Source organism: Photorhabdus khanii NC19 (assembly GCF_000517265.1).
Taxonomy (GTDB): domain Bacteria; phylum Pseudomonadota; class Gammaproteobacteria; order Enterobacterales; family Enterobacteriaceae; genus Photorhabdus; species Photorhabdus khanii.
The window spans coordinates 303,610-325,782 of record NZ_AYSJ01000004.1; the positions used below are offsets into that span (position 1 = coordinate 303,610).

Here is a 22,173-nt window from a genome sequence, read left to right on the forward strand (position 1 = left end):
AAAATAATAACCATTTTATATAAATGAGTACATTATCTCTACCTAACTTTGTAATGTCTGAGTTGATGTCGCATCTCCCATTTTGATGGGAAGCCAGGAATTCACTCCTGACCTATTATTAGAAATTTATTTTCGCGAAATCAAACAGACTCACCACCTTCTCCCTATTCGCATCTAAGAAATCAGCCCACCACTGCAACATCAACCTCCGCTCATCCAGATGCTCTGCCTTATGAATGTAAGCCGCCCGCACGGAGTTACGTTCCATATGGCTCATCTGCCGCTCTATCGTATCCCTCGACCACAACCCCGATTCGATCAACGAGCTACAAGCCATCGTCCTGAAACCATGCCCGCAAATCTCAACTTTCGTGTCATAGCCCATCACCCACAGCGCCTTATTCGCAGTGTTTTCACTCATCGGCTTACGAGAATAATGATCGCCAATAAAAATCAGCTCACGATCGCCACTGAACTTATGAATCTGCTTAAGGATTGCTAATGCCGACGGGACAACGGCACCAGATGAAGAGTACGCATTTTCGATCCACGGTGAAAATGCTTAATGCCTTCTAACGGTTCACGTTCAGATGGAATGATCCACATTGCCGTTTCAAAATCGATCTCCGACCAGCGAGCAAATCGTAGCTCACTGGAGCGGATGAAGATCAACAATGTAAGCTCAACAGCTAACCGGATCAAAGGTCGCCCCGAATAGCCATCAATGCGATGAAGTAATTCAGAGATTCGCTTTAGCTCAAGCGCCGGACGATGGACACGATTACTTGAAGCTACTGCTCCTACCATTTCTTGTACAGGGTTATAGTCAATTAAGTCACTCTGCACCGCATAACTCATAATAGCGGTTGTGCGCTGCTGAAAACGTGAAGCCACTTCGAAGCGGCCCGTAGCCTCGACCACTTTGATTGGAGCGAGAAGATCGCGAGTTTTCAACTCTTCAATACTGCGCTTTCCAATTGCCTGAAAGAAATTATCCTCCAGACTCTTAAGCACACGCCGACTATGCTCTTCCGACCATTTCTTGTTGGCGGCGTGCCAATCTCTGGCAACAGATTCAAAGGTGATGACCTCTTTAGCCTGTTCCTCTTTCACGGCATGCTTATGCTCACGAGGATCGATACCCGCTGCAACAAGCTTCCTTGCGGCTTCTCGTTTTTGTCTGGCATCTGCCAACGATGTTTCAGGATAAATACCGAATGCCATCAGGTGTTGCCTACCGCCAAAACGGAAGCGAAAGCGCTAGTATTTGGAGCCATTAGGGTGTATCAGCAAAAACATGCCATCACCATCGACGAACGAGTATTCCTTTGCTTAGGTTTTGCAGAACGCACCTTGATATCAGTCAAGGCCATGATGGTAATCCTTCCATATGCTGCCGTGAGTATACAAGCGTTATCGAACCAGCATATATACTCGCTTCTATACTCACATGCATGTTGATGTGGGGTAACTCAGATTGATGTAAATTGAATGAAAACCGGGGAGAAACCTTACGGGGACTGGGTTTTAGGCATAAAAAAACGTCAGTAAACGTCGATTTCGTACTAGATGGTGCGCAGGCCGGACTCGCACATAATGATTAATCCTTTGATTTAAAAACAATAAAAAATAACTTTTAGATAATATACCAACATCGATACCAACACATTAAATCGTTGATTTTGGGACTCGAATCGGGGCAAGAATTACCTGGGAAGATACTAATAATCGAGCACAACTCTGTCGCTATGCATCAACTACATTTAATGCCGTTCGGCGAAAACAGGCATAGGCCTCTTCCCAGGAAACGTGGCTTTCGCCGAATACCATTGGTGTGACAAACTGCAGATAGCGTTCCTTATAAACAGGATTGCTCACGAGTTCTTCCAGCCCCCTTTTCAGTTCTTCAACAGGTGATTCGCAGAACTCAGGGTACTGGGCACCATAACGTTCAATATCCTGTTCAATGCATTCCTGCACGAAGTGCTTCAAAACAGGAACATCAGCACCTTTCTCTCTAACAATACAAAAATTGTCGTAGATATGACGCACCAATGATTCATCCACTGCTCGTTCCACATCACGCATACTTGCAGCCGTTCTGCGCATCATCGAGATCAGCTTTTCAGCCTGCGTGCTGGCGATAGTTGCACAGGGAAAAGCCCTTACTACTTCGCCTTTCTTTGTTAGATCCATTACCAATGAGCTAATAGCGCGGTTTTCCGCAGCCTCAAGCAAATCCGTTTCCATTAGTTCCAGTTTGATAAATGGCCTTAAGCAGGGAGCTTGTGCATATTCCTGCGGGTAACGCACCGGAATTTCATTATAGCGATATTCATCACGAGTAACCTTTGGGTACTCTTCATCCATGCGAAACGTATCTGAGGCGGCAATCGTTTCGATAATGATCTGAATAACACCTTTACGGATTTTTTTACGCTGCCCCCTGGAATATTGCTGGAAAAAACCGGCGACAGGGACAAGCTTAATGTCCACGTCCTCCGACATCCTGTTCAAAGATATCCCCGCTTTTGACAATGCAGTTCCACCGGCAAAAACCAGTTGATGCGTATCAAAAGACAGAGGCTGGAGCAATCGCAATAACTCAACGATGTAATAATCTTTCTCTACAATTGCAACTGATTCAATGCCCAGAGCATCGGCAACGTCTGGGAATAGCTTTGTTAAATCATCCATTTAATTTGCTGTTCCCTACTGACAACGTTCTCTTAAAACGTGGTGAGGTTTTGATTTCCAGTGACGCGGGGATTTGAGTGGATTTACCGCTATTATAAGCGCTTGTTGCTCCTACCAGGCGGTAATCCACTTTCAAGCGGTCCAACGCTTCAATCACTACCGCAGCAGAACCTCCGGGAGCAGCAGGCATCAACTTACCGGTAATCGCATTTTTCCGCGCTTTGGTGTAGACGCCATAACCTACTTTCAGCAGTTGCCCTTCCTTCACCAGTTCACGCAGTGCTCTGCCAATTTGATCGTAGCCAGCAAGATCTTTGAAATCGTCACGAGTGAAAACATAACGCTTTGAGCGTTTCAGTCGTGACTGAATACGAGCTTTTGTGGTCATGCTATCCTCCTTTGGTCATTTCTTCATCATAGCAAACATACGACATTTTTAACAGCAAACATACGACACTTAACTTACCCTGCAGCCAGTATTCGCGGGTAGTGTTTAGCAATGATGTCGTTCATCCTCTCAACCAACTCCAGGCGTTTGAAGGTCAAGTGCGCAGTGCCCTTTTGATAGTAACGAATGCTGAAGAACTCATCTTCGTAAACTTCCTTCGCCGGGTTATCACGAATATGCTCCATCAACCGGATAGAGATATCACCACGATTGTCAGATATCGGTTTACCATCGAGCAGAAAAAGCATTCTTTCAAGATCTGCCAGTTGATCCCGCCGCCAACCCCAGCTGAGGCTAAAACCCCAGCGGTTATGCGTCACCAGATTGTTAATGATAATCTTCTTACCGAAGCTGAAAGGACTATTGGTTTTATAATCCCATGACAGCCCTTTGAAAACATTAATAATGCCGCGTTCAAACACATCTATTTTGTTCAGATGCAACTGCTCAAAGGTACTGAGTATATTCGCCTCGCTGATTGCAGGAAGATCGCCTTCCTCTAGGTTCTTATGCCACTGGTCGCGAGCTTGCGCATCCATTAGCGACATCATGCCAGATTTCAACATTAAATCGCGCCAGATACTGCGGTCGATATTACGGGTGATAGCAGGCATCGCTTTATCAGCCTTTTCAGTCAGCCAACTGTCGTAACGATGTCCAGCTTTCATCGCCCAGCCTTGCGCTGTACCACCGCCGATTTCTGAGGTTAACCGTGAAATGGCATCAAGCTGCTCGATGATCTGTTTAATCTGCATAAGTGCGGAATCGCGACCAGTGACAATGCGTTCCATACTGGTCGAAAGGATGAGTTCGCTGTGTTCCGTTAACACATCGGGTTCTGTTTGCATCGTTAATCGTCCATAAAAGCAAATGCGCCTGCCGGGAGTGGCAGGCGCATTATGCGATGAATAAAAAGAGTGGAGAGTTCAGAGGTAAAAAACAGGAATGAGGCTCGAAGAATTTACGTATTCATCAGCCCTGTAGCTCGCCGGGCTCTGAGAATATCGGTAGCTGTCAGGAACGGTGTCTGTTCCTGACAGGTGAATCCCTTTCGGTCAGTACGTACCAGTTCATAGCGCTCAACCAGGAAATTCACTGCATCAGCAAGCGTGATCCCCGCCTCGATATGTTCCTGGATGGCCGTGTCGTCATGGAATGGCGTGTCGTTGAGTGTAAGGGCGTAATGTTGCTCTAAAAGATAAGTTAACAGTTGCTGCCAGACCTGGACGGGTGACAGGCGTGACGAAACCGGCACCGTGGCCGGTACAGTTGAAATTTGCATGAGTGAAGTCCTGATAATAGAAGAAGAGAGAAGGTGTTACTGCGTGGCTAAAGCCTGAGGATAGATAGCGATGTAAACGTAGCCGCAACTACCACGGGTATCAGCTATGCAGGTGAATTCAGCAAGATGAACTGCTACCTGATGTTGCTGTCGTGGATTTAGTTCGCCGGAGCGCAGCATATTTTCCAGTTGTTCTACAAACAGAGGGAAAGCCAGATCCAGTTTCTGCAGTTGCTCCGGGGTAAAGCTCCCCGTCAAACCAGCCCTGTCAGCCAGGTAATGTAGCCTGTTGCCTTCCTGAACCAGCCTTGCGCCAAAGCGTGGGGTGATATCGCTTTGCAGTCCCCATTCATGGGGTGGTATTAATGGCATGAAAACCTCTGTTTAAAGCAAACCATGCTCAGCAAAAGAAACTACTTCGTTCCCAACCACAAGATGATCCAGCACACGCACTTCCACCAGTGCCAACGCTTTCACGATCCGCTGAGTGATATGTTTATCCTGCTGGCTGATTTCTGTCGTACCGGACGGATGGTTGTGCGCCAGAATTACCGCAGCGGCATTGTGCTTCAGGGCCAATTTAACCACTTCTCGGGGATGCACTTCGGTATGGCTGAGCGTGCCGGTAAACAGTGTTTCTCGTTCCAGCAGACAATGCTGATTGTCGAGATACATCACGATAAAAACTTCACGCTCCTGATGAACCATCTGTAGCTGAAGCCAGGTTTTGGTGAAACTGGTGGAGGTAAATGGCTCACTCGGCTGACGCTGGTATTTCTCCAACAGTCGCAACGCTCGAAGGATGACTCGCTGCTCGTTTGCAGGAAATACCGGGGATAAATTGAATGCAGACATAATTGTTCCTTAAAACAAAAAGCCCCGCTGGTTTATTAGCAGGGCCTGAAGGATTATAAAAAGGTTCATGAAGCAAGCTGCAGCGTATTCTCGGCCATCACCCACAGGGCACGATTAAGCTTCACATCACCGTCGATACCTTTAACGCCGCGTGTGTGGGCGCGTTTACCTTTGGTCGTTCGCCCCGACAGTCCACCTTTAATCAGGTTTTCCTGAATGCGCTGGTACGTGGTCCACAGATCGTTGCTCTCGTCCTGCCAGCGGCGCGGGGAAAGGATTTGTGATTCAGTGACCGGCTGGTGCTCCTCGCCAAAGCGATAGGTTAATGCTGCTTTCGCCATTGCTTGTTGTGCTGATGGAGGTAACAAAAGTGACTGCATAGCATCGCGCTTCTCTTCCACCCGGTCAAAAATCCCCAGTACTTCGTAAGCCCCTTCAATGACTTTCTCCACCACGTTACCCTTATGGGGGACACGCACCTCACCAAAACTCTCACCGCAAATCAGTCCATTTTGGCAAACCGATCTGAATAGACCCGGCAGTATCTGGTATGAACTGGAGCCGTCGTGACTGTTAAGTAGAATAATTTCTGGCACCTGCTTGCCGGTGATTTGTCCTTCGCGGCGAAGGCGCAGCATGTGTTTGGTGTGCTCACGCTTGCTCTGGTCGCACACGCGGGTCTGGCAGGCAAAGAACAGCTGGAAGCCTTCTCGCTGCAAATTATCTAGCAGGGTAATGGTCGGGATGTAAGTGTATCGGTCGCTGCGTGATTCATGTTTCTCCTCGCTGAAGACACTTGGCACGTAATGCGCCAGTTCATCACGGGTTAGAGGGCGGTCACGACGTACAACATTGGCCGCACCAAAGCGGCTGGCTAATCGAGTCATAGCTAATTCCTTATATGGAGATTAAAGACAAAAAGGCCATGCTTCCCGAAGGAGGCATGGCCCCAGATTATTGACAAAGTGCTGGTTTTTTATCCGACACTTTGTTTTAATTAAGTTCCGTTCACTCAACGGAGCTTGCCACCATGTTAAGAACACCCCCTCTCCAGACTTTCCCACCAGAAACGCTCTCGCTTGACGAGCTGGTCCCTAAAAATCATTTGGTCCGTCAAGTCGATGCTGCCATTGATTTCGAATTTATCCGCGAATGAGTCGCCCCGTTGTATTGCCACAATAATGGCCGTCCTGCTATCGATCCGGTCATGCTGATTAAAATGATGTTACTCGGCTACTTGTTTGGCGTCCCCAGTGAACGCCGTCTGGTTCAGGAAATTCAGGTTAATGTGGCTTACCGCTGGTTTCTGCGCCTCGGACTGACAGAAAAGGTCCCTGATGCCTCAACCCTGAGCCAGAACCGCCGCCGCCGTTTCAATCATACTGCGGTCTTCCAACAGATTTTTGACCACATTGTTGAACAGGCGATAGCCAAAGGATTTGTGGGCAGACACGTACTCTATACCGACAGCACCCACCTGAAAGCCAGTGCCAATCCGCATAAATCGGAGAATGTCATGCGGTCGGTTCCCCCCGGCGCCTATTTTGACACACTGGATAAAGCCGTCACTCAAGACCGGGCGGCAGCCGGAAAAAAAGCCTGAAGCCAGCCCTTAAGGAACGGCAGAGAAAGACGAAAGTCAGTACCACCGATCCGGAAAGCGGGTTTATGCCCCGGACCAACAAACCCAGGGGGTTCTTTTACCTTGACCACCGTACCGTGGATGGGCAAGTCGGTATTATCACCGATACCTACGCCACACCAGGTAATGTCCACGACAGCCAGCCTTTTATCAAGCGTTTGACGCGTCAGTTAGAGCGTTTTGCTCTCAATCCCCTTGCGGTTGGGTTGGATGCGGGCTATTTTACGGCCCCGGTTTGTTATCTGACGGAACAGTTAGGCATTACGCCCATTATCGGTTATCGCCGCCCAAACAAGGGACCGAACACCTTTCAGAAGAAACACTTCACCTATGACAGGCAGCAAGATTGCTATGTCTGCCCGCAGGGCGAAAACCTGATTTATACCCCAACCGACCGTCAGGGATACCGGCATTATCAAGCGCCGGCGACTATCTGCCAGAGCTGTCCGCAGCGTGATGCCTGCACTCACGCGAAAGGCGGAAAAATGCTAACCCGCCATGTCTGGGAGGCCAGTAAAGAGCAGGCCAGAGAAAACCGATTAACCCCGTGGGGGAAAAAGCTCTACAAACGAAGAAAGGAGACGATAGAGCGTAGTTTTGCGGATGCGAAGCAGCATCACGGGCACCGCTATGCCCGTTTTCGTGGGTTGCAGAAAGTGCAAATACAGTGTCTCCTGTCGGCAACAGCCCAAAATATCAAGAAGATAGCCTTGCTGGTCGCAATGCTGTGTTGTTTTTATCTCTGGAGAGCGAGTGTTTTATTGTAGGAGAAGCGAAAATAGCGCCCTGGCGGGGGATTAAACCGGGTTAATGAGGAAAATGGATGGCATTATGATTCATAATGAAAGGAACAGACCCCGTTATTTTCAACGAGGTTTGTCAGCGGTCTGTCATCTACCAACATCTGTTGGTAGATGTACGTTGAAGTCGGTTGACCCCGGGAGAGTTAATATAGCGGGAACGATAGATAAGTACTGGATTTCAGGGACAAAAAAAGACGTCAGTTGACGTCCATTGATGTTCCGATGGTGCGAAGGCCGGACTCGAACAATAAGTTAATATATTGTTTTTAAATTAGTTTATTAAAAAATATTATTATGATGCCCCTTTTTATGCCCCCAAGACCAGAATTATTCACTACTATTTCATGTAACCAATTAAATTTAAATAGAAAATTAATACAACAGGTATGGTGTAATTTTAAGTTACAGTCTATTTCGTTACGTGATTTTATTTCATTTGAGATACAAGATAACTCCGTGGTTTTTTCAACTCTCTTAGTTGACTTGTTAAATTTTTTAACAAGTCAACTAAGAGAAGACAAGCGTAGCGCGTCAGCTAGAAAACGCCCATGTCATAGTCATCAATAAGCTGATTTCGTCAGCGTATCTAATCAACCGTTTAACTCACTGATTAAATTATCTGTCCCCTATTGCTACGTGTTACATCCTGCGTTAACCTTGCTACACTTAATTGCTGTCATCGACAGCCGCCAATGTTTCCGAGGGATCTGTGAGGAAACGCTTTCGAGTGATCCGCTATTGCTGCCATTGACAGCACTCAATGCTTCTAAAAGGTCTGTGAAGAAGCGCTTTCGAGCGACCATACCTAAAATTCTCCCTGATCTGAAAAGAGAAGGCCGTCAGATACCATGAGGCTGATAACCCCACTTATCCTTTGAGAGCGGGGATCGCGAAATGAAAGCGATGAAGGTGCACTTATACATTTGACTCACTCACGGGTTGTTTATCCCGGAGGAAAAGAGTTCTTCTTATACCCAGGAGTCAGACAGGACAGCTTTACTTGCCTTTCGCTCCAATGAGATTAAGTTACACGTTTAACCTCATTCACCTCACGTAAGTTAAAGCATCCGCGGTTTGTGGTTTGCTTGGCTCACACCTTAACTACTGCTGCCTGAGTTATCAGGCGGTCAGGTAGGTTATATCTCAATATCAGCATATTGCGACAGTTTTACACTGCTACGGGCAGCACTTTGCTATGCCATCAGGCATCAGCAAACGCCTGCCCTGCTTCTGTTTACTCACTCCGATGTTCAGGCGTCACTTTTCGCCGGTTTACCGCTGAAAGTGACGCCGCAGCATAAAGGCAACATTCGTATTACAGGTGTATGCCCGTTCAACAAATCAGTGCTTCTGTCACTGCTAATTAAGATTAAAAAAACATTAAAAAGGAAGGCTTGACGATATCGAGGCTGGCTTTTGCCAGAGGGGATAACCTGTTCACACAGGCGGTAGTACAGCGTACTGAAACCGATGCCCCGCAATACCTCAACAGAGCTCACTCTGGCGCACAGGTATCGTTCAAGGGCAAAACAGATAACCTCTGTTTTGTCAGAATTGTCGCGCGCCAGAGATTTGATGTTATCAGGTGAAAAATAAGGGGTGATATGAGTCGATTAGTCAGGGAAATGCAAACTTTTGCCCGACAAGCCGGAGGCAGTCATAAAACCTGCCATGACCGCATTAGGATAGCGGGACGATTAGGCGAGTTTTTGCTAAGGCTGAATATCCAGGTGAAAAACCTCAACCATTTAAAGACCAAACACATTGAAAGTTATATCCATGCCCGACTGTCTCAAGGGATAGCCAAACGTACCCTGCAAAATGAAATGTCGGCACTTCGCCATATCTTTCTTCTGGCGGGTCGGACCAAGTTAAGCACCTCTCCCCGGCTGAGTAATCAGGCATTGGGATTGAGTGGTGCCAGCCGAGCAGGGACAAAACAAGCCATTCCTGATGTGCTTTTTCAGGCGGTTTATCAGAAAGCAACAAAATACGATGCCGGACTGGCTGTCACTCTCCAGCTTACTCGTTTGATGGGGCTGCGTTCTCAGGAAGCCGTTCAGTGTAGTGCTTCGCTGAAAAGCTGGCAAAAACAGCTTAACCAGCCTGAACCTAAACTTCATATAATTTTCGGTACAAAAGGTGGTCGCCCAAGGCAAACCCATGTACTGAATGTGGAAGCCGTGAAAAAAGCCGTTGAGAAAGCCATTGAAATTGCAGAACAACGCGGCGGCAGACTGATTGATAAACCCAACCTCAAACAAGCTATGAACTACTGGCGTGCTCATACGACACAATTGGGATTAACAGGCTGTTATGCCCCGCACAGTTTGCGCTACGCATGGGCACAGGATGCATTGAAGTTTTACCAAGAAAGCGGTTTTACTCGTCAGGAAGCCAGAGCCTTAGTCTCAATGGATTTAGGTCACGGTGATGGTCGCGGGCGTTATGTTGAACGAGTTTATAGTCAAAAGGAAGATTGAAAAATGGCAGAGACAACCTTAATACGTCTGGCGGATGTCATGAAAAAAGTCGGTTTAAAGAAATCATGGATTTACCATTTGATGCAGCAAGACGAGTTTCCTAAATCTGTCAGTCTGGGAGCACGCTCAGTTGCATGGGTAGAAAAAGAAATTGATGAATGGATTATCAATAAAATCAACAATCGCAAGGAAACACAGGGATGAGTCTGAATGAGGCTTTTAACCTTAATTATAAGTTGATAATCAGTAAATTACTGAGGTATAGTTCACGCGCTGCGGCAAAATCCGCAGCCGGAGTTAGCGTTCCGATTAACATGATGGCAGCATTAGACGCCTGTTTTAGGCTATTCAATGCTGGTGCCTTTGTACACCTGTTGTCTATGGTGGCTCAGGCAGGGGCTTCGAAAGAAGCGCCGGTTTCCATTGTGTCCGGTAACGCTAACCCTGTCTGGGCTGCCACCCTTGAGGTTAGCGTCTCTGGTGGTAGCGATAGTTCGCACACAATGGAGGCTGCCTTATGGCTATACCCCCTCTTAACCTCTACCTACCACCCCAAAACTGGCTGTTTTATCTACAATGTCAACTATTCTCCCGTTCTAAGACTTTTTCTCTGGCAGGGGTGTTTTATGCATGATTACCGCCCTGAAAACTCAGAAGAAGTACTCGACCACTGCCGGGCACTTATCAATAGTATTATTGAGCAAAATAATCTCGCGTTTAAGGAAATCCTAGCTTTCATTTTATGGGAACGCATTGAACTGCTCAGTAAAATGCTGGTTGGGGAAACCACTGAGGAGGAAAATCATGCCCTCCTTCGTTTCTGATATTGTCCGGCAATCCCGCCACCGCTGGCCCGCGATTCTGTCTCAGGCGGGCATTGTTGTGCCTGCCAATCATCGCAAAGCGCCAGCCCACAGGCATTCTGTTAATGTTCCGCATTCGGTAAGAGGGTCCACTGCGGCAGCCGCAGCCCATCCTCATGCATCATCTGGACAAGTATAAGCGTCACGGGGAGCAATCGCCATGTGATTACTTTGGGCAAATGAAAGGTTTTTTTTTTGATGAGATTCCGAGGGGGGGCGAGGGTTAGCAAAGGTGGTTTTCACTCACCGCCAGGCTCGCTTTCCGCCGTTTGTAATCCACAGTCCGGTGACGTAAAAAGACAGGTTTTATACCACCTGACCGAGTTTTTGTGTTTCTCCATGGTATTCAACACGATGGCCCTCTTTTCCCCGGATTAACCACCGAAATCCCTGCGCACTGAGCTGACGCAGATGGCCCACCGAATCACCTTCCCGGTCAATCACATGAATCAATGTTTTACCCAGTTCCAGGGCTTCAATCTGGTTGATACAGGCTGTCAACGCATCCAGATGCGTTCCTGGAAGCAGCCGGTTCTCATCCAGCGTGGAGTGACATCCGGTATTGTCCGTCAGTGACTGTGCCACCGGGGCGATTGGCAGACCGGAAGCGGCATCAACCAGCAGGCTGGTTTGCAGCTCATAACCGATATCCCGGGCATGGGTCATCTGAAGACGCTGGGCTTTATGCGGATGTGAGGCAAACTGTAAGCGAGACCAGTCATGAACCACCAACGCATAAGCATGGGAACTCTGAGCGATGCCCTGTCGGGCCAGTTCAATCATCGGCTGATTAAGCTGGCTAAATGAAATACGGTCATTGTTGAGAAAACGCCAGACGGCCTGAGTGGTGGCAAAGGTCGTCTTCTGGGCACTGGCGATATCTTTAATCGCCGGCGCAAGGGAAGTGGCAGGGGTCATATGTTGTTTAACCAAAGATTGATATCGACGGTTGAGCCGGGCATCGAGCCCGGCGATAGAAAAGTTGAAAGCATACTGAATATTAATACCATTCTGACGAGAATTGTGCAGATACCTATGCCCCATGTGCGGAGGGAAAGACCGGTTCCGATTTGATGATAAAGACGGTAATGGTACATGGATTTGTAATCGGGCTGAATGCGGTCATGGAGATGGACTGGATTTATTGGCAAAATCTGAAGGCTGTCAGTTGATTGAAGCGGCAAGGTGGATATCTGAGTTGTCAGAACTTCCGTCAACAGCGCCAGCCAGAAAAAAAGCTTCTGTTATTCAGGTGCCGATTGCTGAACGGGTCAGTTTATTATTAAATCAGTGCATTAAGGGCGCAAGCCCTTATTTGCTCCGCAAAAATTTAGCTGAACCCGTTTTTCTGTTCCCGCCGGCTTACTGTCAAAAAACAGGCAATGTGATGTTTCCAGAAAATACACTGGTGTTGCCACTGGTTAATATTTCGGGAGAATATTGCGGTGCCCAATTGATTCACCCTGACGGCAGTAAGCGATTATTATCCGGCAGTCAGTTAAAAGGGGCTTTTGCTGCTGTCCGCGAGCCTGATTCTCATGATGACATTATCATTACAGAAGGTTATGCCACTGGCTTATCACTGGCCGTTATTAACCGTAACAGTGCAATCTATGCCGCCATTTCCGCTAATAATCTGCTCAATGTAGCAAAAACGCTTAAAGCTCAACATCCCCACGGTGTTTTTATTATCGCGGGGGATAATGATATTAATGCAGATGAAGAGAACACCGGAAAAATTAAGGCAGAACAGGCCGCTAATGCAATACAGGGAAAGGTTGCCCTGCCACCAACAGACTATCAGGCTGACTGGGATGATTACCGCAGGCAATACGGTGATGAAGCCACCCGAACAGCCTTTTATCATCAGACAGATAAAATCATCAGTCCCCTTCCTGTAACTTGTCTTCCGACGACTTACAGCACATCATTACCTTTACGCAGAAGTTCTGAAGGATTTGATACTCATCAGGATTATCTGATTAAAGGCCATTTGCCCAGTAACTCCTTAGCCAGTATTTACGGCCCCAGTGGTTCTTATAAATCTTTTTTGGCGGTGTCATGGGCATGTCATATTGCCACAGGTAAAGCATGGGCAGGTAAACGAGTCAATCGGGGAGCGGTGGTTTATGTGGTGGGTGAAGGGGGACTGGGAGTTCCTCGTCGTATCCGGGCATGGGAAAGCAGCCTGAATGATAACAGCCCGATAGACGCCCTTTACCGTATAGACTGCCCAGTATTTCCTGCTAACCCGGAAAGCGCTGAACAGGTGATTTGTGCCGCCAAAGATGTCGAACAGGAAACCGGATTACCTGTTCGTCTGATTGTACTGGACACCCTCGCCCGTTGTTTTGGCGGCTCAGACGAAAACACCGCTAAAGATATGGGCGCGTTTATTCAGGGCTGCGACTATATCAAAGCCAAAACAAACGCCACCGTACTTGTTGTGCACCATTCCGGCAAAGACCAAGATAAAGGCGCAAGAGGCTCCAGCGCCTTTCGGGCAGCACTGGATGCGGAGTTTAATATCCGCCGTGAAAATGATAAAGAAGCACTGATATTAAGCTGTACTAAAATGAAAGATGCTGATGAACCGCCACAAGTCGCTTACGACCTGCATCCGGTCAGCATTTGTATTGATGAAGATGGTGAAGAGATTACCTCTCTGGTGTTGTCAGATCAGCCCAGACAACCTCAAGATACCGCAGCCAGTGATGTGGCACTGGCCCATGTCCGGCGTCTGTCAGACAATCATCTGGCCCTATGGGAATCTGTTCGTAACCGAACAGCCCAAAGCGATTCCTGCACAAAATCACAGGTACGGGATGACTTACGAGCAAAAGGCATCGATGTATCAAAGAAATTCAGCCGTTGGCTGGACAAACTGGAAAATGATGGCTTATTGACCGTATTGGGTGAAGATATCCGCATTAATCAACGCCACTCCAATACGGGGGAATAAATGGTAAATGTGGGGGATATTGTCAGAAATCCGGCAATACTCCCCACTTGCCACTTATTAAGTACACCTAAAAGGGGGAAGCACGTGAAACCCTTATTCTGTCTGACCTTAAGCGATTTTAATAATATCAATGTGGGGGAAATAAAAATCCATATATCGTGGGGGATAAAACGGGGGAAACATGGGTATATTTTTTCTATGGACATGTAGTTATTTAACCCGTTCATAATATAATATCTAAAACAATCCTATTCAGTGACATTCAATAGAGTATTTACATTGTTCTGTAATTATAAAAACGTCTTTTCTTTATTTAAAGGGAATGAAATGGGTAATGAATGGGGGCATTTAAACGGGGGAATAGTAAAATAATAGTATTTTTTAACTTTAACTATTTACAGATAGAATCCATGAAAGGATAATTATTTTATGTCGCCACTCAGGAGAATATAAAATATGATTCAACAAGATTGGCATCCAGCCGATATTATTGCCGGACTAAAAAAGAAAGGAATAACATTAGCTGCTTTATCAAGGAGCGCTGGACTAGCTTCATCTACACTAGCCAACGCATTGACACGCCACTGGCCTAAAGGAGAAAGAATTATTGCTGATGCGTTAGGGATTTCATCTGAAATTATCTGGCCTTCCCGTTATAAAAGGTAACAATATTAAAATATCCAGGTTAGAGAGACTTTATAACTCTTAAAAAAACATCCCTCACTCAAAACATCTATTCCCCACTACTCAAAGTGGGCCTTTTTACACAGTAAATTAATGTGTTTCTATATGGTTATTTTAACCCTATTTCTTATTTGAAAATTCATAGGGATCAATAAACTCCTTTCTACATTGATCCAAGTAATCAGCCCACCACTGAACCATTAATTTACGTTCTTTCAAATGTTCTGCTTTATGAATATAAGCAGCTCGTACACTGTTACGTTCCTGATGGCTCATCTGCCGCTCAACTGCATCTTTTGACCATAATCCTGATTCAACTAAAGCACTACAAGCCATTGCTCTAAAACCATGTCCACAGACTTCTGTTTTAGTGTCATAACCCATCGTCCTTAAAGCAGCATTTATTGTGTTCTCACTCATTGGCTTATTTGGATTATGATCGCCCGGAAAGATTAACTCATTATCTCCAGATAATTTTTTTATCTGTTTTAATAATTCAAGAGCTTGGTGGGATAAAGGTACAAGATGTACCGTTCGCATCTTCGAACCTCTATGAGAATGTTTAACACCATCAATAGGCTCTCTTTCTGCTGGAATTGTCCAAAGTGCTTTATCCAGATCAACTTCTCTCCAGCGTGCAAAACGGAGTTCACTGGAACGAATAAATATATATAGAGTCAGTCGGACAGCTAAAATAGTTAAGTGGCGTCCTTTATAGTGTTCAAGACGAGTAAGAAAATCGGGTAATTTTTCAAGAGGAAGAGCAGGACGATGAGTTGATTTGCGTGTCGCCAACGCACCTTTGAGATCTTGAGCAGGATTGCGAGCGATCAAGCCATTTTGTACCGCATAGCGCATAATAGCAGTAATCCTTTGTTGTTGTCTGGAAGCGAGTTCCAATCGACCACTGCTTTCTATCTCTTTGAGAGGTGCCAACAGATCTTTGACCTCTAAAGTTGCAATACTTTTATTCCCAATCGCAGGGAAAACATTACGTCGGAGATCACCCAGTACTCGTTCTGAATGCGTTGTTGACCAACGCTTATTGCTACTGTGCCAATCCCTAGCCACTTTTTCAAAAGTTAAGGTTTCGGCAATTGCTTCTTGTTTTTCTACTTCTCTTTTTTTACTGGGATTGATGCCATTACGGATCATTATCTTGATACTATCGCGTTGCTCTCTAGCTTTCCCCAGTGTTACTTGAGGATATGCACCTAAAGCAATCCGGCTTTCTTTACCCGCAAACCGATATTTCAGATACCAGCGTTTTGAGCCATTGGGTTTGATGAGAAGATACAAACCTTGTACATCGGTAAGTTTGTATTCTTTTTCACGGGGCTTTGCCGCACGAGCTTCCATGTCTGTTAAAGGCATAATTTGGGGGTCAACTCATTATCGAAAAGAAATGACCCCCAATTTGACCCCCAAATATCATGGATGTCAACGGATACGAATGGACGATTATAGACTCAAAAACTAAGTAATTTGTTGTTTTTTCATATAGTTATGGAAGATTATGGACATCTCTGGAAGGTCAAATGGTGCCGAAGGCCGGACTCGAACCGGCACACCCGAAGGCGGTTGATTTTGAATCAACTGCGTCTACCGATTTCGCCACTTCGGCACTGAAGTAGTATGCGGAGAACGGGGCCATTATACCTGTCAGTGATCTGTTAGCAATAGTTATCCTACTGATTTAGTTTAACCGTCGAAAAAAAGATCATTTTTATCTATTCCATGTAAATGCACGCTCAATTTTTAAACACAAAAGCCCCAGACAAGTATAAAGCATACTCAGCAATATCTTTTCAGTCTAAAATTAATCTTCCTATTCAACACCAGCTCACAACCGAAAAAAAACCTAAAACAGTTTTATATCACTATAGTTGGCTGAAACACCTGACGCCGATAGACAACTTATAATCACCTTATATAATCTGGATGATAATTCACTATGAGGTAAATGGTTATGACGATTATTAGCTGGATTGGTGCCGGTATCTTTTTGGGCATTGTCATTGGCGCGTTGATGATGCTGTTTAAAAAGAATAAGTAACCGTATTTTGATATCTCTATCCTGTCCGTAAGTTCACTGGAAGTATGCCTGATTGGTTAATTCAAAATGAATAAACAGTTTTTTAAGATCTTCCCTGTTTCTGCCATGGTGTTGGCTCTCGCAGCCTGTTCTTCTTCCGATAAAACCTATTCGCCAAAGTTTCTGCAACCAAAGAAGCAACCATTGAAATGGGAGGTGTTTGAAGGAAACGCGAGAACTAAAAAGTTAGCTTCGCAATTGGTTGATCAGTACGCTCAGGATATTTTCAATGGCAGCAATGCCCAAGGCATGGCGATGGTGGTGATTGATAATAATCAGGTAGTTTACCGCAGTTTCGGTGAAACCCATCCGGGAAACGGCATCCGTCCTAAGCCTGATTCCGTTATCCGCATCGCCTCGCTGACTAAGCTGATGACCAGTGAGATTATGATCAAGCTGGAAGAGGATAAGATTCTGCGTTCCACCGATCCATTGCAGGATTACAGCTATTATGGCGTGAAAGTGCCTCAATACAGCCCTCTTCAGCCTATCCGGTTGTTCCACCTGGCAAGCCATACCAGTGGTTTACCTCGTGAACAACCTGGAGGTCAATGGGCGCGCCCTGTTTTTGTCTGGCCTACACAAGCCAATCGCTGGACTTGGTTGAAAACCGCTCAATTAGATGTATCTCCAGGCACAACTGTATCCTATTCCAATCTGGCTTACGATTTATTAGCGGATGCGCTCTCTAAGGCCGCAGGTAAGCCATATACCCGCTTGTTGCACGATAAGATCACCGGCCCTTATTACATGAAAGACACCACACTGACACCAAGCCGCTCTCAGTGCGCCCGTCTGATGGAAAGTGATAAATCCAGCCCATGCCTTAACACTGTTGCAGCAGCGGGTAGTGGTGGAATTTATTCAACGCCAAGAGATATGCAACGCTGGATGCAGCAGTTTTTGTCATCAGACAGTCAGTTACGTAAGCAGACCGCCAGCCGCGAACAGGGAGTTTATTTTAAGCGTTCCGATCTGGCTTCAATTAAAGGGATGGATGTTGCCGGTCAGGCAGATGGCGTCGGCCTTGGCTGGGTTTACATGAACGCCCGTGGTGATGTACCGGGAATTTATCAGAAAACCGGTGGTGGCGGTGGGTTCAATACGTATATGGCAATGATCCCCGAGCAGAATATCGGAGTATTTGTGGTGATTACCCGGAAGCAACGCAGTAAGTTCAGCAGTGTAACGACCGGGGTTAATCAACTGGTAACCGCGTTGTCAAAGAATTACAAACAAGTTTGAATCTGAGTTTTATAAATCGAGATACCTGGGATGGAGTTTCCCGCTTAGTTCTCCATCCCTGCGGCTCCTCTAATATCTGATTCCCATCACCCACACCGCAATTTCTAAAAGTTACTGTCTCTTAAGCAGTAAATAAATACTCACAGTAAGGAATAGAAAACTGGGTAGCAGCGCTGCCAAAACTGCCGGCATACTGTAAACCAAACTCAGTGGGCCAAAGATCTCGTTGAGGACATAAAACAAAAAGCCAAAACTGATCCCTGTGATTATCCTAACCCCCATAGGTACGGTACGCAGGGGGCCAAATATGAAGGAAAGCGCCATCAACATCATTACCGCAACTGAAAATGGGGCAAATATCTTTTTCCACATATTCAGTTGATAACGCCCTGATTCCTGCTCAGTCTGTTTAAGATACTTGATGTACTGATACAAGCCACTGATGGAAAGCGCGTCAGGGTCGAGTGCGACAACACCCAATTTTTGTGGTGTCAGCCGGGTTTTCCAGTCAGCAGAGATACTCTGTGATCCCGTGATTTTTTTGCTGTCTGTCAGGTCAGATTCTTCCACTTGAGAAAGCTTCCACAAGTCACTATCTTCATCGTAAATAGCACTGGCAGCATACTTTACAGAGAGTAGTTTTTTTTCATCATCAAAATGATAGATATTAACGCCTTTAATCTCTGTATCACTCGTTAACTGCTGGATGTAGATAAAATCGGCCCCGTCTTTCGCCCACATACCTCTGGTTGTTGAAACCAAAGAACCACCAAATATCTTCTGAGCCCGGTAGTTACGTGCCATCTGTTCACCTTGTGGCGCAACCCATTCACCAATAACCATGGTCAGGATCACCAGCGGAATTGCCGTTTTCATGACTGAGCCAGCAACCTGCATACGGGTAAAACCAGAAGCCTGCATAACCACCAGCTCGCTGCGGGTTGCCAGCGTGCCAAGCCCCAATAAGGCCCCAAGTAAAGCGGCCATCGGGAAGAATATCTGAATATCTTTCGGCACACTCAGCAAAGCATAAAGACCTGCGGAAAGAGTGGTATATTCCCCCCTCCCCACTCTTCTCAACTCGTCAACAAACTTAATAATGCCGGAGAGTGATACCAGCATAAAGAGTGTCATCAGAATAGTTTGTAGAATAGTTCGCCCAATATAACGATCCAATACACCAAACATCAGGCTACTCCTCTACCTTTGAAACGGGCCCGAATTCTGCGCATCGGTACGGTATCCCAGATATTGAGAATCAGCGCCAGCATCAGATAAGCCCCGTTAACCGCCCACATCCAGATCATCGGATCCAATTTGCCCTTGCTACCGTTAGAACGCAGGGAACTTTGCAGTAAGAAGAAGATTAGGTAAAGCAGCATCGCAGGCAACATACTGAGTACCCGGCCCTGACGTGGGTTCACCGCACTTAATGGTACAACCATCATGGTCATAATCAATACCGAGAGCACCAGGGTCAAGCGCCAATGGAACTCAGCGCGGGAATCTTTATCATCATTTTGCCATAATTGAGTCATGGACTTTTGTTCAATTTTATCACCATCTACAGTCGAAGCCTGATGCCCAATAACCGCTTGATAATCATTGAATTCGGTAATTCTGAAATCCCGCAGCATTGCAGTACCTTCGTAACGGGTACCGTGGTTAAGGACAACCATCTGTTTACCATCAGGCCGCTCCACCATATGACCGCCATCCGAGATCACAACTGAAGGGCGCTGGTTATCAGCCGGACGAAGCTGGGCAAGAAATACGTTTTCGAATTTATCGCCGTGCACGTTGCCAATATAGAGCACCAAGTTACCGTCATTGGAAGGTTTGAATCTTCCTTCCATTATCGCCGCCAAGCTTGGGTTAGCCCTGGCGTCAGCCAGCACATGTTCCTGATATATTGAGGACCACGGCATTGCCCAAATGACATTCACCGCCGCCAGCGCGGAAGTCAACAATGCCAGAATAAGTGCTGAAACCACTAACACGCGTTTGCCCAAGCCACACGCATGCATAACAGTAATTTCACTTTCAGTATAGAGTTTGCTGAAAGTCATCAACACCCCGAGAAAAAGACTCAGGGGTAAAATAAGCTGCGCCATTTCAGGCACACCCAGTCCTAACAAGGATAAAACCAAATTTGCCGGGACTTTTCCTTCCACTGCTGCACCCAGAATTTCTACTAATTTTTGACAGAAAAAAATCAGTAAAAGGATAAAGAGTATCGCAACTTGGCTTTTCAGGGTTTCCCGTACCAGATATCTAATGATGATCACGCTTATTACGCCTGTGAAAACTTGTCTTTTTGCAGGAAAATGGCTAACTTCATTGTATATCTACTATTTATTATATGCATCAGTTTGGCTTCCCTATTGCTAAAATGTTCTCGAAGCATTTCATATTTATTTAGGTTCCCAATCAGAACATACTTAAATAGTTAGCTAAACAATTATTAAGTAGTGCGTTTAGCTTAACATAAAGAGTGAACTTTCTATGGGGTAGATTAATGCGGAACGCTATATTTTAACGATAGCGTCCGTCTTTGTCTTTAAGATTCAGGAGAACGCATGGAATTTAGTGTAAAAAGCGGTAGCCCGGAGAAACAGCGCAGTGCGTGTATCATTGTCGGCGTTTTCGAACCCCGCCGCCTTTCCCCTATTGCCGAACAGCTCGATAAAATAAGTGATGGTTATATCAGCGCCTTGCTGCGCCGTGGTGAACTGGAAGGCAAAGTTGGTCAATCTCTGCTGCTGCATCATGTTCCCAATGTGTTATCTGAACGTATTTTGCTCATCGGCTGCGGTAAAGAACGAGAACTAGATGAACGTCAATATAAACAGATTGTCCACAAAACGATCAACACCCTTAATGAAACAGGTTCAATGGAAGCAGTCTGCTTCTTAACAGAGTTGCATGTTAAAGGCCGCAATAATTACTGGAAAGTGCGCCAAGCGGTAGAAACAGCCAAAGAGTCTCTCTATGTTTTCGACCAGCTTAAAAGTAATAAAAATGAGTTACGCCGCCCACTGCGTAAAATGGTCTTCAATGTTCCGACTCGCCGGGAGCTGACTAGTGGTGAACGTGCGATCCAACACGGCCTTGCTATTGCTGCCGGTATCAAAGCGACCAAAGATCTTGGCAATATGCCGCCAAATATCTGTAACGCAGCTTACCTGGCCTCTCAGGCACGCCAACTCGCAGATTCTGCCAATAGTCATATTACAACCAAAGTCATTGGTGAAGAGCAGATGAAAGAGCTGGGAATGAACGCCTATTTGGCTGTTGGTCAGGGTTCTCAGAATGAATCTCTCATGTCAGTCATGGAATATAAAGGCAGTCCTGATAAAAATGCCAAACCCATTATCCTTGTTGGCAAGGGCCTGACTTTTGACTCTGGTGGTATTTCAATCAAACCTGCGGGTAGCATGGATGAGATGAAATACGATATGTGTGGTGCGGCAACAGTTTATGGTGTTATGCGTGTGGTTGCTGAGTTACAACTACCGCTCAATGTCATCGGTGTCATGGCAGGCTGTGAGAATATGCCAGGAGGTCGAGCTTACCGACCTGGAGATATTTTAACCACCCTATCTGGTCAGACTGTCGAAGTGCTCAATACGGATGCAGAAGGCCGATTGGTTCTGTGTGACACGTTAACTTACGTTGAACGTTTTGATCCGGAACTAGTCATTGATATCGCCACATTGACTGGTGCTTGCATCACTGCTCTTGGTAATCATTACAGTGGATTACTATCCAACCATAATCCACTGGCCCATGAACTACTAAATGCTTCTGAACAATCAGGTGATCGCGCATGGCGCCTGCCAATGACCGATGAGTTTTTTGAGCAAATCGATTCTAATTTCGCTGATCTGGCAAATACCGGTGGCAGTGGAGGTGGCGCAATTACCGCGGCCTGCTTCCTATCTCGCTTCGCCACAAAATATCACTGGGCACATCTGGATATTGCCGGTACTGCATGGCGTTCAGGTAAAGCAAAAGGTGCCACAGGCCGCCCGGTTGCATTACTGTCGCAATTCCTGTTAAATCGTGCAGGCAATGCCGGTATCAATAACGACGATTGATTTGATCTCCCCCG

At 46.2% G+C, this 22,173-nt stretch carries 20 protein-coding genes, 1 tRNA gene and 3 pseudogenes; 11 read left to right on the forward strand and 13 right to left on the reverse strand.

Annotated features, from left to right (window positions below):
- Positions 1–118: 118 nt before the first annotated feature.
- The 8 genes and pseudogenes from PTE_RS05770 to PTE_RS05805 form a co-directional block, all read right to left on the reverse strand.
- Positions 119–1,373, reverse strand: a pseudogene (locus PTE_RS05770) (tyrosine-type recombinase/integrase).
- A gap of 373 nt (positions 1,374–1,746) precedes the next feature.
- Complete coding sequence (locus PTE_RS05775; protein WP_036843981.1) at positions 1,747–2,697, reverse strand: nucleotidyl transferase AbiEii/AbiGii toxin family protein; 951 nt, start codon at positions 2,695–2,697, stop codon at positions 1,747–1,749.
- A complete protein-coding gene (locus PTE_RS05780) occupies positions 2,690–3,085 on the reverse strand; it encodes a DUF6088 family protein (protein WP_036843982.1) in 396 nt (131 codons plus the stop codon). Before PTE_RS05780 ends, PTE_RS05775 begins: the two co-directional genes overlap by 8 nt.
- Positions 3,086–3,159: 74 nt before the next feature.
- The gene (locus PTE_RS05785; RefSeq protein ID WP_036843984.1) at positions 3,160–3,993 is read right to left on the reverse strand and encodes a DUF4942 domain-containing protein; all 834 of its coding nucleotides are present in this window, start codon (positions 3,991–3,993) and stop codon (positions 3,160–3,162) included.
- A 113-nt stretch (positions 3,994–4,106) separates the two neighbouring features.
- The gene (locus tag PTE_RS05790) at positions 4,107–4,427 is read right to left on the reverse strand and encodes a TA system toxin CbtA family protein (RefSeq protein ID WP_036843986.1); all 321 of its coding nucleotides are present in this window, start codon (positions 4,425–4,427) and stop codon (positions 4,107–4,109) included.
- Positions 4,428–4,463: 36 nt separating this feature from the next.
- Positions 4,464–4,799 carry a type IV toxin-antitoxin system YeeU family antitoxin gene (locus tag PTE_RS05795; RefSeq protein WP_036843989.1) on the reverse strand — a complete coding sequence of 112 codons (336 nt, stop codon included), beginning with the start codon at positions 4,797–4,799 and terminating at the stop codon, positions 4,464–4,466.
- A gap of 12 nt (positions 4,800–4,811) precedes the next feature.
- Positions 4,812–5,282 (reverse strand): RadC family protein, encoded by a 471-nt coding sequence (radC, locus tag PTE_RS05800; RefSeq protein WP_036843990.1) that lies wholly within the window; start codon positions 5,280–5,282, stop codon positions 4,812–4,814.
- A 65-nt stretch (positions 5,283–5,347) separates the two neighbouring features.
- Complete coding sequence (locus PTE_RS05805) at positions 5,348–6,169, reverse strand: DUF932 domain-containing protein (RefSeq protein WP_036843992.1); 822 nt, start codon at positions 6,167–6,169, stop codon at positions 5,348–5,350.
- Positions 6,170–6,312: 143 nt separating this feature from the next.
- Here PTE_RS05805 and PTE_RS05810 point away from each other — a divergent pair.
- The 6 genes and pseudogenes from PTE_RS05810 (at position 6,313) to PTE_RS05830 (ending at position 11,212) form a co-directional block, all read left to right on the forward strand.
- A pseudogene (locus PTE_RS05810) lies at positions 6,313–7,691 on the forward strand (IS1182 family transposase).
- A gap of 1,430 nt (positions 7,692–9,121) precedes the next feature.
- Positions 9,122–9,316 (forward strand): hypothetical protein, encoded by a 195-nt coding sequence (locus PTE_RS25410; protein ID WP_131601430.1) that lies wholly within the window; start codon positions 9,122–9,124, stop codon positions 9,314–9,316.
- Between the two features lie 15 nt (positions 9,317–9,331).
- Positions 9,332–10,210 (forward strand): integrase domain-containing protein, encoded by an 879-nt coding sequence (locus PTE_RS05815; protein WP_036843995.1) that lies wholly within the window; start codon positions 9,332–9,334, stop codon positions 10,208–10,210.
- A 3-nt stretch (positions 10,211–10,213) separates the two neighbouring features.
- The gene (locus PTE_RS05820; RefSeq protein ID WP_036843996.1) at positions 10,214–10,414 is read left to right on the forward strand and encodes a helix-turn-helix transcriptional regulator; all 201 of its coding nucleotides are present in this window, start codon (positions 10,214–10,216) and stop codon (positions 10,412–10,414) included.
- Positions 10,411–11,034, forward strand: a complete 624-nt coding sequence (locus PTE_RS05825; protein ID WP_051477210.1) for an ash family protein — start codon at positions 10,411–10,413, stop codon at positions 11,032–11,034. Before PTE_RS05820 ends, PTE_RS05825 begins: the two co-directional genes overlap by 4 nt.
- Positions 11,015–11,212 carry a hypothetical protein gene (locus PTE_RS05830; protein WP_036843998.1) on the forward strand — a complete coding sequence of 66 codons (198 nt, stop codon included), beginning with the start codon at positions 11,015–11,017 and terminating at the stop codon, positions 11,210–11,212. Before PTE_RS05825 ends, PTE_RS05830 begins: the two co-directional genes overlap by 20 nt.
- A 167-nt stretch (positions 11,213–11,379) precedes the next feature.
- On the opposite strand, the gene PTE_RS05835 is transcribed toward PTE_RS05830, so the two are convergent.
- Positions 11,380–12,117, reverse strand: coding sequence for a hypothetical protein (locus tag PTE_RS05835; protein WP_051477211.1), 738 nt, complete (start codon positions 12,115–12,117; stop codon positions 11,380–11,382).
- On the opposite strand from PTE_RS05835, the pseudogene PTE_RS26360 reads away from it, so the two are divergent.
- The 3 genes and pseudogenes from PTE_RS26360 to PTE_RS05850 form a co-directional block, all read left to right on the forward strand.
- Positions 12,116–12,901, forward strand: a pseudogene (locus PTE_RS26360) (primase-helicase zinc-binding domain-containing protein); the annotation flags it as partial. The gene PTE_RS05835 and the pseudogene PTE_RS26360 sit on opposite strands and share 2 nt — an antisense overlap.
- Before the next feature lie 51 nt (positions 12,902–12,952).
- On the forward strand, positions 12,953–14,035 hold the full coding sequence (locus tag PTE_RS26365; protein WP_051477235.1) for a helicase RepA family protein: 1,083 nt from the start codon (positions 12,953–12,955) through the stop codon (positions 14,033–14,035).
- A 456-nt stretch (positions 14,036–14,491) separates the two neighbouring features.
- Positions 14,492–14,701, forward strand: a complete 210-nt coding sequence (locus PTE_RS05850) for a helix-turn-helix domain-containing protein (protein WP_036844002.1) — start codon at positions 14,492–14,494, stop codon at positions 14,699–14,701.
- A 138-nt stretch (positions 14,702–14,839) separates the two neighbouring features.
- Here the strand turns inward: PTE_RS05850 and PTE_RS05855 are convergent, their stop codons facing one another.
- Positions 14,840–16,093 (reverse strand): tyrosine-type recombinase/integrase, encoded by a 1,254-nt coding sequence (locus PTE_RS05855; RefSeq protein ID WP_036844003.1) that lies wholly within the window; start codon positions 16,091–16,093, stop codon positions 14,840–14,842.
- A gap of 165 nt (positions 16,094–16,258) precedes the next feature.
- Positions 16,259–16,343, reverse strand: a tRNA-Leu gene (locus PTE_RS05860).
- 498 nt (positions 16,344–16,841) lie between these two features.
- On the opposite strand from PTE_RS05860, the gene ampH reads away from it, so the two are divergent.
- A complete protein-coding gene (gene ampH, locus PTE_RS05865) occupies positions 16,842–18,059 on the forward strand; it encodes a D-alanyl-D-alanine-carboxypeptidase/endopeptidase AmpH (protein WP_036844005.1) in 1,218 nt (405 codons plus the stop codon).
- A 111-nt stretch (positions 18,060–18,170) separates the two neighbouring features.
- Here ampH and lptG read toward each other — a convergent pair whose 3' ends face one another.
- On the reverse strand, positions 18,171–19,247 hold the full coding sequence (gene lptG / locus PTE_RS05870) for an LPS export ABC transporter permease LptG (RefSeq protein ID WP_036844007.1): 1,077 nt from the start codon (positions 19,245–19,247) through the stop codon (positions 18,171–18,173).
- On the reverse strand, positions 19,247–20,347 hold the full coding sequence (gene lptF / locus PTE_RS05875; RefSeq protein ID WP_036844008.1) for an LPS export ABC transporter permease LptF: 1,101 nt from the start codon (positions 20,345–20,347) through the stop codon (positions 19,247–19,249). The genes lptG and lptF overlap by 1 nt, the downstream gene beginning before the upstream one ends.
- 291 nt (positions 20,348–20,638) lie before the next feature.
- Here lptF and pepA point away from each other — a divergent pair, with 291 nt between their 5' ends.
- Positions 20,639–22,159, forward strand: a complete 1,521-nt coding sequence (gene pepA, locus PTE_RS05880) for a leucyl aminopeptidase (RefSeq protein ID WP_036844010.1) — start codon at positions 20,639–20,641, stop codon at positions 22,157–22,159.
- Positions 22,160–22,173 lie beyond the last annotated feature (14 nt).

What these genes read in the sequence shown, in the direction of transcription:
- PTE_RS05775 (WP_036843981.1), bottom strand. Translation starts at nt 2,697, where the DNA reads ATGGATGATTTAACAAAGCTATTCCCAGACGTTGCCGATGCTCTGGGC.
- PTE_RS05780 (WP_036843982.1), bottom strand. Translation starts at nt 3,085, where the DNA reads ATGACCACAAAAGCTCGTATTCAGTCACGACTGAAACGCTCAAAGCGT.
- PTE_RS05785 (WP_036843984.1), bottom strand. Translation starts at nt 3,993, where the DNA reads ATGCAAACAGAACCCGATGTGTTAACGGAACACAGCGAACTCATCCTT.
- PTE_RS05790 (WP_036843986.1), bottom strand. Translation starts at nt 4,427, where the DNA reads ATGCAAATTTCAACTGTACCGGCCACGGTGCCGGTTTCGTCACGCCTG.
- PTE_RS05795 (WP_036843989.1), bottom strand. Translation starts at nt 4,799, where the DNA reads ATGCCATTAATACCACCCCATGAATGGGGACTGCAAAGCGATATCACC.
- radC (WP_036843990.1), bottom strand. Translation starts at nt 5,282, where the DNA reads ATGTCTGCATTCAATTTATCCCCGGTATTTCCTGCAAACGAGCAGCGA.
- PTE_RS05805 (WP_036843992.1), bottom strand. Translation starts at nt 6,169, where the DNA reads ATGACTCGATTAGCCAGCCGCTTTGGTGCGGCCAATGTTGTACGTCGT.
- PTE_RS05815 (WP_036843995.1), top strand. Translation starts at nt 9,332, where the DNA reads ATGAGTCGATTAGTCAGGGAAATGCAAACTTTTGCCCGACAAGCCGGA.
- PTE_RS05820 (WP_036843996.1), top strand. Translation starts at nt 10,214, where the DNA reads ATGGCAGAGACAACCTTAATACGTCTGGCGGATGTCATGAAAAAAGTC.
- PTE_RS05825 (WP_051477210.1), top strand. Translation starts at nt 10,411, where the DNA reads ATGAGTCTGAATGAGGCTTTTAACCTTAATTATAAGTTGATAATCAGT.
- PTE_RS05830 (WP_036843998.1), top strand. Translation starts at nt 11,015, where the DNA reads ATGCCCTCCTTCGTTTCTGATATTGTCCGGCAATCCCGCCACCGCTGG.
- PTE_RS05835 (WP_051477211.1), bottom strand. Translation starts at nt 12,117, where the DNA reads ATGGGGCATAGGTATCTGCACAATTCTCGTCAGAATGGTATTAATATT.
- PTE_RS05850 (WP_036844002.1), top strand. Translation starts at nt 14,492, where the DNA reads ATGATTCAACAAGATTGGCATCCAGCCGATATTATTGCCGGACTAAAA.
- PTE_RS05855 (WP_036844003.1), bottom strand. Translation starts at nt 16,093, where the DNA reads ATGCCTTTAACAGACATGGAAGCTCGTGCGGCAAAGCCCCGTGAAAAA.
- ampH (WP_036844005.1), top strand. Translation starts at nt 16,842, where the DNA reads ATGAATAAACAGTTTTTTAAGATCTTCCCTGTTTCTGCCATGGTGTTG.
- lptG (WP_036844007.1), bottom strand. Translation starts at nt 19,247, where the DNA reads ATGTTTGGTGTATTGGATCGTTATATTGGGCGAACTATTCTACAAACT.
- pepA (WP_036844010.1), top strand. Translation starts at nt 20,639, where the DNA reads ATGGAATTTAGTGTAAAAAGCGGTAGCCCGGAGAAACAGCGCAGTGCG.